Origin of the sequence: Massilia sp. Leaf139 (assembly GCF_001424165.1) — a bacterium.
Classification (GTDB): Bacteria; Pseudomonadota; Gammaproteobacteria; order Burkholderiales; family Burkholderiaceae_D; genus Telluria.
In genome coordinates, this window is sequence record NZ_LMOJ01000012.1 from 488,270 (window position 1) to 503,382 (window position 15,113).

At 65.6% G+C, this 15,113-nt stretch carries 12 protein-coding genes; 7 read left to right on the plus strand and 5 right to left on the minus strand.

Annotated features, from left to right (window positions below; all coding sequences use genetic code 11):
* Window positions 1-65: 65 nt before the first annotated feature.
* From ASF77_RS10795 to rplM, 3 genes are all read right to left on the minus strand, one after another.
* Window positions 66-1,112: a patatin-like phospholipase family protein gene (locus ASF77_RS10795; protein WP_229445378.1), complete on the minus strand. Its 1,047-nt coding sequence runs from the start codon at window positions 1,110-1,112 to the stop codon at window positions 66-68.
* 182 nt (window positions 1,113-1,294) lie between these two features.
* Window positions 1,295-1,687, minus strand: a complete 393-nt coding sequence (rpsI, locus tag ASF77_RS10800) for a 30S ribosomal protein S9 (RefSeq protein ID WP_027865814.1) — start codon at window positions 1,685-1,687, stop codon at window positions 1,295-1,297.
* A 9-nt stretch (window positions 1,688-1,696) separates the two neighbouring features.
* Window positions 1,697-2,125: a 50S ribosomal protein L13 gene (gene rplM, locus ASF77_RS10805; RefSeq protein WP_056338863.1), complete on the minus strand. Its 429-nt coding sequence runs from the start codon at window positions 2,123-2,125 to the stop codon at window positions 1,697-1,699.
* Between the two features lie 313 nt (window positions 2,126-2,438).
* Between rplM and ASF77_RS10810 the strand changes: the two genes are divergently transcribed.
* From ASF77_RS10810 to ASF77_RS10825, 4 genes are all read left to right on the plus strand, one after another.
* Window positions 2,439-3,893, plus strand: a complete 1,455-nt coding sequence (locus ASF77_RS10810) for an alpha/beta fold hydrolase (RefSeq protein ID WP_056338865.1) — start codon at window positions 2,439-2,441, stop codon at window positions 3,891-3,893.
* Window positions 3,894-3,906: 13 nt separating this feature from the next.
* The gene (locus ASF77_RS10815) at window positions 3,907-4,638 is read left to right on the plus strand and encodes an ATP-binding cassette domain-containing protein (RefSeq protein WP_056338867.1); all 732 of its coding nucleotides are present in this window, start codon (window positions 3,907-3,909) and stop codon (window positions 4,636-4,638) included.
* Window positions 4,635-5,819, plus strand: coding sequence for an ABC transporter permease (locus ASF77_RS10820; RefSeq protein ID WP_056338870.1), 1,185 nt, complete (start codon window positions 4,635-4,637; stop codon window positions 5,817-5,819). Before ASF77_RS10815 ends, ASF77_RS10820 begins: the two co-directional genes overlap by 4 nt.
* Window positions 5,820-5,922: 103 nt before the next feature.
* On the plus strand, window positions 5,923-6,348 hold the full coding sequence (locus tag ASF77_RS10825; protein ID WP_056338872.1) for an OsmC family protein: 426 nt from the start codon (window positions 5,923-5,925) through the stop codon (window positions 6,346-6,348).
* Between the two features lie 150 nt (window positions 6,349-6,498).
* Here the strand turns inward: ASF77_RS10825 and coq7 are convergent, their stop codons facing one another.
* The gene (gene coq7, locus ASF77_RS10830; RefSeq protein ID WP_056338874.1) at window positions 6,499-7,143 is read right to left on the minus strand and encodes a 2-polyprenyl-3-methyl-6-methoxy-1,4-benzoquinone monooxygenase; all 645 of its coding nucleotides are present in this window, start codon (window positions 7,141-7,143) and stop codon (window positions 6,499-6,501) included.
* Between the two features lie 239 nt (window positions 7,144-7,382).
* On the opposite strand from coq7, the gene ASF77_RS10835 reads away from it, so the two are divergent.
* Genes ASF77_RS10835 through ASF77_RS10845 form a run of 3 tightly spaced genes read left to right on the plus strand, consistent with a single transcriptional unit; the run spans window position 7,383 to window position 12,041 of the window.
* Window positions 7,383-8,276, plus strand: a complete 894-nt coding sequence (locus tag ASF77_RS10835; protein WP_056338876.1) for an ABC transporter ATP-binding protein — start codon at window positions 7,383-7,385, stop codon at window positions 8,274-8,276.
* 2 nt (window positions 8,277-8,278) lie between these two features.
* Window positions 8,279-11,788 carry an ABC transporter permease gene (locus ASF77_RS10840; protein WP_056338878.1) on the plus strand — a complete coding sequence of 1,170 codons (3,510 nt, stop codon included), beginning with the start codon at window positions 8,279-8,281 and terminating at the stop codon, window positions 11,786-11,788.
* Window positions 11,789-11,840: 52 nt separating this feature from the next.
* Window positions 11,841-12,041, plus strand: a complete 201-nt coding sequence (locus ASF77_RS10845; RefSeq protein WP_229445379.1) for an addiction module protein — start codon at window positions 11,841-11,843, stop codon at window positions 12,039-12,041.
* Between the two features lie 141 nt (window positions 12,042-12,182).
* On the opposite strand, the gene ASF77_RS10850 is transcribed toward ASF77_RS10845, so the two are convergent.
* The gene (locus tag ASF77_RS10850; RefSeq protein WP_056338882.1) at window positions 12,183-14,816 is read right to left on the minus strand and encodes a DNA topoisomerase III; all 2,634 of its coding nucleotides are present in this window, start codon (window positions 14,814-14,816) and stop codon (window positions 12,183-12,185) included.
* Window positions 14,817-15,113 lie beyond the last annotated feature (297 nt).

Below are 15,113 nucleotides of genomic sequence, written 5' to 3' on the forward strand. Positions count from 1 at the left end.
GGAGGCGGCATTGCAAAGAATATTTGCACCCTGCCCTCTTCCTGCAAATATTCCATGCCGGGCAATCAGTCGCCCGTCCCCGTCAATAACTCCGCCTCGTGCACCGGCACCGGATCCATGGTCGACATCCTGCCGATCCGATCCAGGTTCCGCGCCAGCCAGCGCTCCGCCGTCTCCACACCGAGCGCACGCAGGCGCAGCAGGAAAGGCAGCTCGGTATTGAACTTGCTCGACAAGTCCAGTTGCTGCAGGGTTTCGTTACCGCTGATCAGGTGCAGGCGCACCGCCGCCGCGTGGACGCGGTCGTTGTCCTCGGCGTCGGGCAGGCCGCCCAGGTGGCGGATCGAGGCGACTTCGCGCACGAACGCGACGTTGAAGGCGATCTCGCTGGTGCGGCTCTGAACGTCGCTCATCGTCATCGGCAGGCCGGGACGCGCCACCGGATTGTTCTGCACGATGACGATATCGGCCGGGCCGTCCTTGACCAGGGGCGACAGCGAAGGATTGCCGACGAAACTGCCGTCCCAATAGGCTTCGCCATCGATCACGACCGGCGCGAACACATACGGCAGGCAGGCCGAGGCGGCGATCATGCGCGCGTCGAGTTCGGCGCGCCGGAAGATGCGCCCCTTGCCGCTGCGGATGTTCGTGGCGGGAATGAAAAGATCGATTTCCTCGCAGGCGCGTACACGTTCGAAATCGATCAGCGAGGCCAGCACCGGAATCAACGGGTTCATGCTCAGCGGCGAGGCCGGCGGCGCAAGCAGGCCGGCAAACAATTGCATCAGCTGGTAACCGGGAGATGTTGCCAGGCTGGTGCCGCCCATGGCCCAATCGACCGGTGTCAGGCGTACCGGACTGATCATCGCGGCGGTCGCGCTCAGGCCGTGCCAGAAGCGCTCGAGTGCCGCGCGCGCACCCTGCTGCCCGCCGCCACGCGCATAGCCGTCGGCCAGCACGGCGGCGTTCACACTGCCGGCGCTGGTGCCGCTGATGGCGGCGATCTCCAGGCGCTCCTCGGCCAGCAACCGGTCGAGCACACCCCAACCGAAGGCGCCGAAGGCGCCTCCACCCTGCAGCCCGAGGCTGATTCGTTTGGTTCCGATCGTCACTTTGCTGCTCCCACGTCATTTCCAACCGGTTAGCTTAATTGGGGAACCATGTCTTGGCCGTGCGCTAGCGAACGCTTGTGCAGCGCAACATGAATTGACTCGCATTTGCAACAGGCATAAAAAAAGCCGCCCGGAGGCGGCTTCTTGTCCAGCAGTAAGCAGCTTGAAGCTGCTTGAAGCGATTAACGCTTCGAGAACTGCTTGGCGCGGCGTGCTTTACGCAGGCCGACTTTCTTACGCTCGACTTCACGGGCGTCACGGGTGACGAAACCGGCACGTGCCAGGTCGCCCTTGAGGCCTGCATCGTAGTCGATCAGTGCGCGGGTGATGCCGTGACGGACGGCGCCAGCCTGGCCCGACTCACCGCCGCCATGCACGTTGACCTTGATGTCGAAACGTTCGACGTTGCCGGTCAGTTCCAGCGGCTGACGGATGACCATCAGGCCGGTTTCGCGCGAGAAGTATTCGTTCGCAGGCTTGCCGTTCACGACGATCAGGCCGGTGCCGGCTTTGATGAACACGCGAGCGACTGCACTCTTGCGACGGCCGGTGCCGTAGTTGTAGTTACCGATCATGTCAGTTCCTTAGAGGGTCAGTGCTTGTGGTTGCTGTGCTGCGTGCGGGTGGGTACCTTCCGCGTACACTTTCAGCTTCTTGATCATTGCATAGCCCAGCGGGCCCTTCGGCAGCATGCCTTTGACAGCTTTTTCCAGGGCGCGGCCAGGGAAACGCTGTTGCATTTTCAGGAAGTTGGTTTCGTAGATACCGCCCGGGTAGCCCGAGTGACGGTAGTACGTCTTGTTGGTGGCTTTCGTGCCGGTCACGCGCAGTTTGCCTGCGTTGACGACGACGATGTAGTCACCGGTATCGACGTGCGGAGTGAATTCTGGCTTGTGTTTGCCGCGCAGTCGGAGTGCCACTTCGCTGGCAACACGTCCGAGGACCAAGTCCGTCGCGTCAATCACGAACCAGTCGCGCTGGACTTCATGGCCCTTAGCGGAAAAAGTTTTCATGTTGACTTCCTAAAATAGGTAAATTGCTCAAATGGCGGTTCCGCAATTGTTGCTGCGGACTCTTCCTTATTATCTTTTCCAGAGCAAATGGAAAGCCAGCGATGATACCTCAACCGACTACTTCCGGTCAAGGCGCCGATGCCGGCCTGTGGCATCGATGCCTCCTCGCCAATGCCACTGCGATGGCATGACGTGGAACAATCAATTCCTTGCGTTAGAGGCTAGACTCGGCCCAACCATTCTCCAGCGAAACTATGGGTTGACTGTAGAAACGATAGCAAATTACTATGAGTCAACTATCTGAGGAGTCTTCGTGAAAACACGTTCCATCCTGCCCGCCCTGCTGGCGCTGCTGTTCGCCGGCGGCGCGGCGGCGGCCGGCGCGCCCGAAGCGCCCAATGCGCCGCCTTCGGCCAAGCCCGCCGCGCGTACCTGCCACCTGCCCGGCGCCGAAGGCGCGCTGCGCTGCATCGCCGTCCCGGTGCCGCTCGACTATGGCAAGCCGGCGGCGGGCGGCCTGAAAATCCACGTCACTGTCGCCCCGGCGTTCCGGGAAGGCGCCAAGGCCGATCCGCTGTTCGTGCTCGCCGGCGGCCCCGGCCAGGCCGGCAGCGAAGTGCTGATCGCCCTCTCGACCGCTTTCCGGCGCGTACGCGCCACCCGCGACATCGTCTTCATCGACCAGCGCGGCACCGGCCTGTCGGGCCGGCTCGGCTGCGAAGAACGGCCCGAACACGAGACGATGAGCGACGCCGAACTCGAAGCCGAAATCCAGCGCTGCATCAAGAACAGCCGCGCCCCGTTCGCCGCCTACACCACCGCCAACGCCGCGCGCGACCTGGAACAAGTGCGGCGCGCGCTCGGCTACGCCAAGGTGAATGTCTTCGGCGCCTCTTACGGCACCCGCCTCGGCCAGGCCTATGCGCGCGCCTTCCCGAACAGCGTGCGCGCCCTGATCCTGGATGCCGTGGCCGCGCCCGACCAGGTCATTCCCGCCGGCGGCCGCGACGGCCAGGCCGCGCTCGACAAGCTGTTCGAGCACTGCAGGAAGGATGCGGGCTGCAATAAAGCCTATCCGAATCTGCGCGCCGAGTTCGACAGCCTGGCTGCGCGCGCCGAAGGCGGCATCAAGCTGTCCATTACCGACCCGCGCACCGCGCAGCCGGTCACCGTCACCATGAGCGGCCAGCGTTTCGCCGGCACCGTGCACAGCATCCTGTACTCCCCGGCCGACGCGCGCCGCCTGCCCTTCCTGATCCACAGCGCCTACCGCGGCCGCTGGGAACCCTTCATCGCGCGCCAGAACCTGAGCGGCGACTTCGCCGGCGAAGGCGGCAACGCCTTCCTGCTGCACCTGGCCGTGGTCTGCGCCGAGGACGTCCCGCACATGACGCCAAGCCTGATGAAGGACGAGGACGCCGTCATCACGCGCCCGCTGGCCGACCGCATGCCCGCCATGTGCAAGACCATGAACGTGCCGGCCGTGCCGCATGCGACGCCGACCATGATCGAGGCGCCGGCCCTGCTGTTCTCGGGCGCGCTCGATCCGATCACGGCGCCGCGCCGCGCCGAGGCGGCCGCGCGCCATATGCGCCGCGCGAACCACGTGGTGGTGGCCAACGCCGGCCACGGCGTCTCGCAGCTCGGCTGCGCGCCGCGCCTGATGCGCGAATTCCTCGACAAACCCGAGGCCCGGCTCGACACCAAATGCCTGGCCGAGATTCCGCCCCCGACCTTCCAGCTCGGCAGCGCCGGGCCGCAACCCTGAATCGAGTCCTCCCATGATCGAAGTTCATGATGTACGTAAGAAGTTCGGCGACGTGCAAGCCCTCGGCGGCGTCGGTTTCAGCGCGCGCGACGGCCAGATCACGGCCCTGCTCGGCCCCAACGGCGCCGGCAAGACCACGCTCCTGCGCACCCTGGTCGGCCTGCTCAAGCGCGACACCGGCACGATCGCCATCGACGGCGTCGACCCGGAAAAGGATCCGCTGTCGGTACGCCGCAACATCGGCTTCCTGACCGACCAGTTCGGCCTCTACGAGCGCCTCTCCACCCGCGAATACCTGAGCTATTTCGGGGAGCTCAACGGCATGGGCGGCGCGGCCCTCAAGCAGCGGATCGACGAAGTGTCGGAACTGCTGTCGATGGACGACATCCTCGAGCGCCGCACCAAGGGCTTCTCGCAAGGCCAGCGCATCAAGGTCGCGCTGGCGCGCACGCTCCTGCACCGCCCGCGCAACCTGCTGCTCGACGAACCGAGCCGCGGCCTGGACGTGATGAGCACGCGCGCGCTGCGCCGCGCCCTGGTGGCGCTGCGCGAGGACGGCTGCTGCGTCATCATGGCCACCCACGTGATGCAGGAAGTGACCCACCTGTGCGACGACGTGATCGTCATCGCCAAGGGCCACACGGTGGCGCAAGGCTCGCCCAAGGATCTGTGCCGCCGCACCGGCATCGAGAACCTCGAAGACGCATTCGTCAGCCTGGTCGGCGAAGAAGGGATCGCCGCGTGAAGCCCCCATTCCTCACCATCTTCATCAAGGAACTGCGCGAGACCCTGCGCGAGAAACGCAACGTCGGCCTCCTGGTGCTGGTGACCCTGATGTACCCGGTCATGTTCGGCATCATGATGCAGCAGATCATCGACCGCGCCACCCGCTCCGAACGCGAAGGCATCGAACTGGCCGTGATCGGCGCGGCCAAGGCGCCCACGCTGATGGCGCAGCTCAAGCAGAAGAACATCACGGTGCACGACACCGCCCCGCTGGACGAGCCGGCCATCGAAGCCCTGCTCCAGAAGGGCAAGGTGGTCGGTGTGCTGCGCCTGTCGGACAAGTTCACCGATAACTACACGGCCATGCGCCCGGCCCGCATCGAGCTGTGGTACGACTCGGCGGCCGAAAAGGGCGGTCAGCGGCGCGAAGTCGAGGAGGTGCTCGAAGCCTACGGCAGCAATGTCGCCAGCGCGCGCCTGCTGGCGCACGGGGTGTCGCCGGCGACGCTGGCGCCGATCCAGGTGCAGCGTTACGACACCGGCACGAATGCCTCGCGCTCCGCGGGCCTGATCGGCGGCATGCTCAGCTTCCTGTTCTTCCCCGCTTTCTTCTGCGGTATGTCGGCCGCGGTCGACAGCACGGCCGGCGAGCGCGAACGGCGTTCGCTCGAAGTGCTGATGGCGCAGCCGGCGCGCGCCTGGGAAATCGTCACCGGCAAGTGGCTGATGGCGACCTTCCTGGCCGTGGTCGGCCTGACCCTCGAACTGATCTTCGCGCACATGGTGCTGGGCTGGCTGCCGCTCGAGGAACTGGGCATGTCCTGGAGCCTGAACTGGTTCGACGTGGCGATGGTGTGCGTCGTCGCCGTGCCGCTGTCGATGCTGGCCGCGGCCCTGCAGATCGCCCTGGCCATGAACGCCAAGTCCTTCAAGGAAGCGCAAAGCCTGCTCAGCATCGTGCTGATGCTGCCGATGCTGCCCGGGGTCGTGGTCTCGATGATGGACTTGAAGACCTCGATGTGGATGTACGCGGTGCCGATGCTGTCGAACCAGACCCTGCTGCGCGAACTGGGCAAGGGCGTGGAAGTCGGCGTGCTGCCCTACGTGCTCACCTTCTTCAGCGCGACGCTGCCGGCGCTGGCCATCGTCGCCTTCGCCAGCTGGCGCATGAAGAGCGAACGCTACGTGCTGGCCGTGTAAGCCTTGCTCGCAGCGCCCTCGAAAAACAGCCCTCTCCGGCGAGCCGGTCAGGGCTGTTTTACAATAGCCGCCACCCATTCATTACCACTCGCGGAGAACACGCATGGAAGTCAAAGTCAGCTGGAACGGCCCCTCGGGCATGAGTTTTCGCGCCCAGACCGGGTCGGGCCACATGGTCGCGATGGACGGCGCGCCCGAGGGCGGCGGCCACAACCTGGCGCCGCGGCCGATGGAGATGCTGCTGGTCGGCACCGGCGGCTGCACGGCCTACGACGTGGTGCTGATTTTGAAGCGCGGGCGCGAGAACGTGCTGGGCTGCGACGTCACGCTGCAGGCCGAACGGGCCGAGACCGATCCGAAGGTGTTCACCAAGATTAATTTTCACTTCGTCGTCACCGGCCGCGGCCTGAAGCCGGCGGCGGTGGAACGCGCGGTGAAGCTGTCGCACGAGAAGTACTGCTCGGCCTCGATCATGCTGGCCACAACGGTGGAGATGACGCATTCGGTCGAGATCGTCGAAGCCGATTGAATCGGATGAACACGCGGGCATGCCCGCCCTACATCCACAGACAGTCGCGCACCGTAGGGCGGGCATGCCCGCGCGGATGGTCGAATCATGTTGGCCGACGAACGCGGCGACGTCGCCATCGCACCAGACCCACCGCCGCGCATACTTCAATTACAAATAATACGCGGTCGTCGTCATTACCTTCGCCATCGCCCGCATCGCCAGCTTGACCGGCACCGGCATCTCGGCCGCGCCCAGGGCCTGGGCGGCGTCGCCGTGGGCGACTTCGTCGAGTCGCATCTGCTCGACGATGGCGCGCGACTTGGCGTCGCCGGCGGGCAGCTGGTCGAGGTGGCTGTTCAGGTGCGCTTCGACCTGGCGCTCGGTCTCCACCACGAAGCCCAGGCTGCGCGCGTCGCCCAGCTTCGCGGCCACGGTGCCCATCACATAGGCGCCCGCATACCAGAGCGGATTGAGCACGCTCGGCTGCGAACCGAGTTCGCCGAGGCGCTGGGCCGTCCAGGCCAGGTGGTCTTCCTCTTCGCGGCCGGCCTGCGCGAACTGGGCGCGCATTTCAGGGCTCTGGGCGTGGCGCGCCTGCGAATCGTAGAGCGCCTGGGCGCAGACTTCGCCGACGTGGTTCACGCGCATCAGACCCGCGCTGCGGCGCTGTTCGCGTTCGTCGAGTTCGCAGTCGACCGCGTGTGCGGCCGGATTCGCGCGGGTTGCCGAGGCCACGCCGCCGACCACGCGCAGCGCCTTGTCGAAACCGACGATCAGGTCGTCGAGTGGACTGATGAAGGGGTTGGCTCGCATAGGGATCTCTTAGTCGCGGGAAAACCACATTATATGCGCCGTGCCTGCCGCTTGCCGCGCGGCTAAGAACGCCTCTGGCGCGGCGCTCCATTCCCCCTTTTGCGCACTCTGGGCGGCCCTGCGCGCCGTGCGTCGCAGCGGGCTGCCCGAGTCAGCCATTAGGGCATACAATGCAGTCGTGAAAAAAGCTTGGTGGAAATGAAATATGCGCCAAGCAAAAAAGATTACCTGGAGTCCTCATGGAATTACGCATCCGCAATTTGTCCAAGACCTACGCCAATGGCGTGGTGGCGCTGGACAAGGTCACGCTGAACATCCCGCCCGGGATGTTCGGCCTGCTGGGGCCGAACGGCGCCGGCAAGTCGACCCTGATGCGCATCCTCGCCACGCTCCAGGAATGCGATGCCGGCTCGGTCTTTGCCGACGACATCGACGTGCTCGACGAAAAGGACGAGGTGCGGCGCATGCTCGGCTACCTGCCGCAGGACTTCGGCGTCTATCCGAAAGTCTCGGCCTACGAGATGCTCGACCATTTCGCGCAGCTGAAAGGCATCGGCAACCGCAACCGCCGGCGCGAGGTCGTGGATGGACTCCTGCAACAGACCAACCTGTTCGAGGTACGCCACCAGAAGCTGGGCACCTTCTCGGGCGGCATGCGCCAGCGCTTCGGCGTGGCGCAAGCCCTGATCGGCGACCCGCAACTGATCATCGTCGACGAACCCACCGCCGGCCTCGACCCGCAGGAGCGGGTGCGCTTCCATAACCTGCTGTCGGACATCGGCACCGACAAGACGGTGCTGCTGTCGACCCATATCGTCTCCGACGTGGCCGATTTGTGCGCCAACATGGCCATCATCCACAAGGGCCATGTGCTGCTGTGCGGCGAGCCGGCGCGCCTGATCGACGACATCGAGGAGCGCATCTGGGCGCGCTTCATCGACAAGGCGGATCTGCCGCTGTTCCAGAAGCAGCACACGGTGATCTCGACGCGCCTGCGCGCCGGCCGCACCCTCATTCACGTGTATGCCGACGGCGATCCGGGCATGGGTTTCGAAGAGGCCCATGCCAGCCTCGAAGACGTGTACTTCGCCACCATCGCCGGCTGCCACGACTACCAGGCCGGGAACGGCTGACGATGTCCGCGCTCTTCACCATTGCCCGTTTCGAGCTGCGCGGGCGTTTGCGCCAGGTCTCGACCTGGGTCTGCTTCTTCGCCTTCGTTGCCTTGACGATGCTGTGGACGGCCGCCGCCGGCGGCGTGTTCAAGGACACCGTGGTCGCCTTCGGCTCGCGCGTGCTGATCAACGGCCCGCGCCAGGTGGCCTTGTCCGTCGCCTTCCTCGGCTGCGCCGCCGTGGTCGTGACGGCCGCCTTCATGGGGCGCGCCGTGCAGCAGGACTTCGAGCACGGCATGCATCACTTCTTCTTCAGCGCCCCGATCCCGAAATACGCCTACGTGTTCGGCCGCTTCCTCGGCGCCTGGCTGCTGCTCGCCTTCGTGTTCGCCGCCATTCCGCTGGGCGCCTGGTGCGGCAGCCTGCTGCCGGGGATCGATCCGGATCGTCTCGGCGCGAACGGCTTCCCGAGCTACCTGAATCCCTGGCTGTTCACGCTGCTGCCGAACCTGTTCATCTTCGGTGCCATCTTCTTCGTGCTGGCGGCGCTGTCGCGGCGCATGCTGCCGGTGTACGTGGCCAGCATCGTGCTGATGGTGGGCTATACGATCGCGCCCTCGCTGGCGCACGACTTCGACTACAAAACCCTGGCCGCGCTGATCGACCCCTTCGGCACCACGGCGCTGCTGCGCCTGACCGAATACTGGCCGATCGGCGAGCGCAACGCGCGCCCGGTGCTGCTCGAGGGCGTCTACCTGGTCAACCGCCTGGTCTGGTGCGGCTTCGGCCTGGCGGTACTGCTGCTGGGCTACTGGCGCTTCCACCTGGTCGGCCTGCTGGAAACGCGCGGCGTCGATCCGCGCGCGAGCGGCGAGACGGCATCCACCCTGTCGCAAACGGCCGCGAATACCCGCGAACGGCCCGACTTCGCACGCCGCAGCCTGGGCCTGCTGCTGGCGCGCGAAACCGCGCTGCACCTGCGCCAGTCGGTGGCGACGCTGCCCTTCGTGCTGATCGCGCTGGTCGGGATGGCGCTGCTGGTAGTCGGCAGCTTCGACATCGGCCGCCTGCACGGCGCCGGCACCTGGCCGGTCACCTGGCAGATGCTGGAACTGATCCGCGACGGCTACTCCCTGTACATCCCGCTGGTCACGGCCTTCTATTCGGCCCAGCTGGTATGGCGCGAACGCGATGCGCGCACCAGCCAGCTGTTCGACGCGCTGCCGGTGCCGGGCTGGCTGGCGCCGCTGGCCAAGACCCTGGCGCTGGTCGCCATGCAGGCCCTGTTGCTGTTCCTGGCCATGCTGTGCACGATGCTGTGCCAGCTGGTGCGCGGCTACTTCGCGCTCGAACCGGGCCTGTACCTGCAGACCCTGTTCACGATCCTGCTGCCGCAGTATGTGCTGCTGGCCGTGCTGGCGATCGCGGTGCAGGCGCTGTGCAACCGCAAATACCTCGGCTACGCGGTCTTCGTGGCGTTGGGCGTGGCCGCCGTCGCCCTGCAGGGCCGCGGCCTGGATCACGTGCTGCTGCCCTTCGTCGGCCTGCCCCTGCTCGACTATTCGACCATGAACGGCTACGGCCACCACCTGCTGCGCGCGCGCATGCTGGCCCTGTACTGGGGCGGCCTGCTGCTGATGCTGCTGGCGGCCAGCGTGGTGCTGTGGCCGCGCGGCGTGAACGCGGAATGGCGCAGCCGCCTGACGCTGGCGCGCCAGAACCTGACCCTGCCGGCCCTGAGCGCCTTCGGCGCCGGCCTGCTGGTGTTCGCCGGCAGCGGCGCCCTGCTCTGGTACGAACTGGAAGTGGCGGGCAACTACCGCAGCCCCCATGCCGAAGAGCTGCGCCGCGCTGCCTACGAGACGCGCTACCGCGCCTTCGCCCGCCTGCCGCAGCCGCAGCTGGCCGCGGTCGATCTGCGCGTCGACCTCCATCCGCGCAGCCGCGTGCTGGCCGTGCAAGGCCTCTACCAGCTGGAAAACCGCAGCGGCACGCCGCTGTCGGATCTGGTGCTGTACCAGCAGCCGGGCGCCGATCTGGCCACGCGCCTGTCGCGGCCGGCCCGCTTGATGACGGCCGACCGCAAACGCGGCTTCTTCCACTATAGGCTGGCCGCGCCGCTGGCGCCGGGCGCGCGCATCGACCTCGCGTTCGAATTGAGCAGCGCGCCGGGCGGCCCGCTCGGCATCGGCAGCGACACGCCGGTCGCCGCCAACGGCAGCTACCTGACGAACGAGGCGCTGCCGCGCATCGGCTACCAGGCCGAGGTCGAACTGGACGATGCGCGCGACCGCCGCCGCCACGGCCTGGCGCCGCGCGCGCACCGCGCGGCGGTGCCCTCGGGCGAGCGGATCGCCTTCAGCGCCATCGTCAGCACCGCCACCGACCAGGTGGCCGTGGCGCCGGGCATGCTCGAACGCGAGTGGATCGGCGCCGAGCGGCGCCATTTCCATTACCGCTCCGAGGGCCTGGTGCCGAATGCCTACGCGATCGCCTCGGCGCGCTACGCGGTGCGCAACGAGCGCTGGCAAGACGTCGCCATCGACGCCTACTTCGAGCCGGCCCATGCTGACAACGCCGGGCGCCTGCTGCGCGGCGCCGGCGCCGTCCTCGACTACGGCACGCGCCAGTTCGGGCCCTACGGCCAGCACGACCTGCGCCTGGTCGAGACGCCGCGTGGCAGCGCGGCGCGCGCCTTCCCCGGCATGCTGGCCCTGCCCGAAGACAGCGCCTTCATCGCGCGGTACGACGGCAAGCCGGGCACCATCGACTATCCCTTCTACATGGGCGCGTGGAGCACCGCGCACCAGTGGTGGACGCGCCAGCCAGGCGGCCTGCTGCTGGCCGATACGCTGGCCGAGTACACGGCGCTGATGGCGGTGCGCTCGGCCAGCGGCGCGCCGGCGACGCGGCGCTACCGGCGCGAGGATCTGCGCGCCTACCTGATGGGCCGCGCGCTGGCGACTGGCCGCGAACGCCCGCTGGTCGACAACGTGGACGAAGCCTGGCTGCGCCAGCGTAAAGGGGGGCTCGCGCTCTACCTGCTGCAGGATCTGCTGGGAGAAGAGCGGGTGAACGGCGTGCTGCGAGAACTGGCTATGCGCGACGGCGCCCGGACGCCCGACATGGCGGCGCTGGCGGCGGCGCTGCGCGCGGTGGCGCCGGCCGACAAGGCCTATCTGGTGCGCGACCTGTTCGAGGACATCGTCCTGTACGAAAACCGCGCCGACAGCGCCAGCGCGCGCCTGCGCCCGGACGGCAAGTACGAGGTAACCCTGCGCGCCCATGCCGCCAAGGTGCGCGCCGGCGCTCCGAGCGAACAGGAGCTGCCGCTGGCCGACTACATCGAGTTCGGCGTCGACGACCGCGCCGGCAATCCCCTGGTGCGCGAACGGCGGCGTGTGACCGGCGGGCCGCAGACCGTCACCTTCGTCGTGGCGGGACGCCCGGCACGCGCCGGCATCGACCCGGATTACAAGCTGATCGACAAGAAGCCCTCCGATAACATGGTTGTTATCGACAACGGTTAAAACTCACGATATGATCGAGTCACTATTTCAATGAGGTTTATCGATGTCGACCATGCTTGCAGAAGTCTGCGAAAAAATTCAGCTCCTCAATTCCGAGGAAAAGCATGAGGTGCTGCGCGTCCTGCTCGAGGACATCGACGGCCCTGCCGACAAGGATGCCGACGAGGCCTGGCGCGACGAAGTCGTGCGCCGCGTAAAGGCGATCCGCAACGGCGAAGCCGCGATCCGCGCGCTGCAGGACTGGCAGGAGTGAGCCGCAGGGCGGCGAACGCCCTGCATGCGCTACGCTGTATTTACCCGGATCGGGTAATGGTATAAACAGAATACTTCGTTAAGAACAATAAAAAACCGCGGCGCCAGGGCCGCGGTTTTTTTGTTTGCCGCCTTGGCGGGCTTACTTCTTCGCCGCCGCGCGCTTGGCCGCCGGCTTGGCCGCCGCCTTCTTCGCCGCAGGTTTTGCTGCAGCCTTCTTCGCTGCCGGCTTGACCGCCACGGCCGCGCCGTCGCCCTCTTCCACCGCATCGGCTGCTGCCGCCTTGCCCTTGGCAGCCGGCTTGGCCTTGCGCTCCTCGAACTCGAAGCTGATCTTGCCGTCTTTGGCACGGGTCAGGAAAGCCTTGAAGGAACGGCGCGTACGCTGCGACACGAAGCCCGGCAGCAGGTCGGTCTTGCCGTCGTTGAGCAGCTTCGCCATCTGCTCGGGCAGGATTTCCTGCTGCAGGATGATGCGGCCGCTGCGGAAGTCGCAGGTCTTCGGCTTGGCGACGCTCTTCTCGCACACATAGGCCAGCGGCATCTCGTAGACGCCGCCGAAACATTTCGGGCAAGGGCCGAGCGGGGTCTGGGCGCTGAAGTCGACACCCTCGCCGTCTTCTCCGCCTTCCTGATCCTGGCCGAAGTCGAATTCGAGCTTGAAGTTGTTGATCTCCTCGTCGCGCACGATGCGCAGGATGGCCGCGAACGGACGCCCCATCTTCGAGCGGAAACCCTGCAGCGGGCCGATGGTGCGCTTTTCCAGCAGCTCCTCGACTTCCTCGATCTCGAACTGGCGGCTGCCCGGCGTCTTGCTCATCGAGAAGTCGCACTTGGTGCAGGCGAAGCGGCGGTAGTTTTCCTTGACCACGCCGGCGCAGTTCGGGCACGGCGCTTTCAAGGTCGCGTACTCGCCCGGGATCGTATCGTTGTTGTATTCCTTGGCGCGCTTGACGATGATTTGGGTCATCTGCGCAATCTCGCGCATGAACTCTTCGCGCGAAATCTTGCCCTTCTCCATCTGCGACAGCTTGTATTCCCATTCGCCGGTCAGTTCCGGCGCCGTGAGTTCGTTCACGCCCAGGCCGCGCAGCAAGGTCATCAGCTGCGATGCCTTGGCGGTCGGGATCAGTTCGCGTCCTTCGCGGATCAGGTATTTTTCCGTCAACAAGCCTTCGATGATGGCCGCGCGCGTGGCCGGCGTACCAAGGCCTTTACCTGCCATCGCATCGCGCAGCTCGTCCGAATCGACCAGTTTACCGGCGCCTTCCATGGCCGACAGCAGCGTCGCCTCGGAGTAGCGCGCAGGCGGTTTCGTGACCAGGCCATTCGCGGTGATCTTGTCGGTCAAGACCTTTTCGCCCTTGGCGACCGGCACCAGCGTGGCGCCATCCTTGTCGTCGCCGGTGGTGTCCTTGCCGTAGACGGCAAGCCAGCCCGGGTTGGTCATGACTTTACCTTCGGTCTTGAACTGGTGGCCGGACACTTCGGTGAAGCGGGTCGTGACCAGGAACTCGGCCGGCGGGAAGAAGACGGCCAGGAAACGGCGCGTCACCAAGTCATAAAGCTTCTGCTCCGGCTCGCTCAAATTCTTGGGGATGACGCCGGTCGGGATGATGGCGAAGTGATCCGAGATCTTGGTATTGTCGAAGATGCGCTTGTTCGGCTTGACCCAGCCGTTCTTGGTGACCTGCTTGGCGAACTGGTTGTAGTTATTGGTGTCGGCCAGCGCGTCCATCGTCGACTTGACGGTGGCGATATAGTCTTCCGGCAGGTGGCGCGAATCGGTACGCGGGTAAGTCAGCACCTTGTGCTTCTCGTACAGCGCCTGGGCCAGGCCCAGGGTGTTCTTGGCCGAGAAGCCGAAGCGGCCGTTGGCCTCGCGCTGCAGCGAGGTCAGGTCGAACAGGGCCGGCGCCATCGAGGTGGTCGGCTTCGATTCTTCCGTAACGTTGCCCTGCTTGCCGCGGCAGGCGGCGGCGATGGAATCGGCGGCGGCCTTGCTCCACAGGCGCTCGGCGCGCTTTTCCGGATCGTTCTCGTCCTTCTTAAAATTCTGGTCGAGCCAGCGGCCTTCGTAGACGCCGGCGGCGCAGACGAACTCGGCACGCACTTCCCAGTAGTCGCGCGGCACGAACTTCTTGATCTTTTCTTCGCGCTCGACCACGATCGACAGGGTCGGCGTCTGCACACGGCCGACCGTGGTCAGATAGAAGCCGCCCTCTTTCGAGTTGAATGCGGTCATCGCGCGGGTGCCGTTGATGCCGATCAGCCAGTCCGCTTCCGAACGGCAGCGCGCGGCGTCGGCCAGCGGCAGCATTTCGTCGTCGCTGCGCAGGTTGCGGAAACCTTCCTTGATCGCATTGGCCGTCATCGACTGCAGCCACAGGCGCTTGACCGGCTGCTTGGCCTTGGCGTTCTGCGCGATCAGGCGGAAGATCAGTTCTCCTTCGCGGCCCGCGTCACATGCGTTGATGAGGGTGGTGACGTCCTTGCGCTTGATGAGCTTGTTCAGCACCTTCAAACGCGACTCGGTCTTGGCAATGGGGTTCAGCGCGAAGTACGGCGGGATCATCGGCAGGTGGGTAAAGCTCCACTTGCCGCGCTTGACGTCGTATTCCTCGGGCACCGCGATTTCCAGCAGGTGGCCGACGGCGGACGACAGAACGTATTCGTCGGATTCGAAATACTCATCGTGCTTCGTGAAGCCGCCCAGCGTCTTCGCGATGTCGTTCGCGACAGACGGCTTCTCGGCGATGATGAGGGTTTTGGTCATAAATTTCTCGTCTTGCTTATATATATGGTGTATTTGGCCTGCGCATCATACATGCTTGGCGCCGGGGCCGTGATACTAATGTCTTAGTAGTAACAGTCCTGAATGAGCGGCCAATGATAAGCGCGTTATCGCGCTGTTCGCAAGTAGCCTCTGCACCGTGCCTGTGCAGCGCGCCGCCGAAAGCGCTTCGATTGCCCGTTCGTGGCGCGTCCGCAACGACGGCGTTTTCGGCCCTGTCGCCGAGAAATTTCCATAGACGGTGGGCGCACTCCTACATCCCCGTCATCGCCATTCCGA

Bases quoted from the DNA above. Each gene is read 5' to 3' on its own strand.
- ASF77_RS10825 (WP_056338872.1), top strand. From the start codon at position 5,923: ATGGAAGTCAAAGTCAGCTGGAACGGCCCCTCGGGCATGAGTTTTCGC.
- coq7 (WP_056338874.1), bottom strand. From the start codon at position 7,143: ATGCGAGCCAACCCCTTCATCAGTCCACTCGACGACCTGATCGTCGGT.
- ASF77_RS10835 (WP_056338876.1), top strand. From the start codon at position 7,383: ATGGAATTACGCATCCGCAATTTGTCCAAGACCTACGCCAATGGCGTG.
- ASF77_RS10840 (WP_056338878.1), top strand. From the start codon at position 8,279: ATGTCCGCGCTCTTCACCATTGCCCGTTTCGAGCTGCGCGGGCGTTTG.
- rplM (WP_056338863.1), bottom strand. From the start codon at position 2,125: ATGAAAACTTTTTCCGCTAAGGGCCATGAAGTCCAGCGCGACTGGTTC.
- rpsI (WP_027865814.1), bottom strand. From the start codon at position 1,687: ATGATCGGTAACTACAACTACGGCACCGGCCGTCGCAAGAGTGCAGTC.
- ASF77_RS10845 (WP_229445379.1), top strand. From the start codon at position 11,841: ATGCTTGCAGAAGTCTGCGAAAAAATTCAGCTCCTCAATTCCGAGGAA.
- ASF77_RS10850 (WP_056338882.1), bottom strand. From the start codon at position 14,816: ATGACCAAAACCCTCATCATCGCCGAGAAGCCGTCTGTCGCGAACGAC.
- ASF77_RS10815 (WP_056338867.1), top strand. From the start codon at position 3,907: ATGATCGAAGTTCATGATGTACGTAAGAAGTTCGGCGACGTGCAAGCC.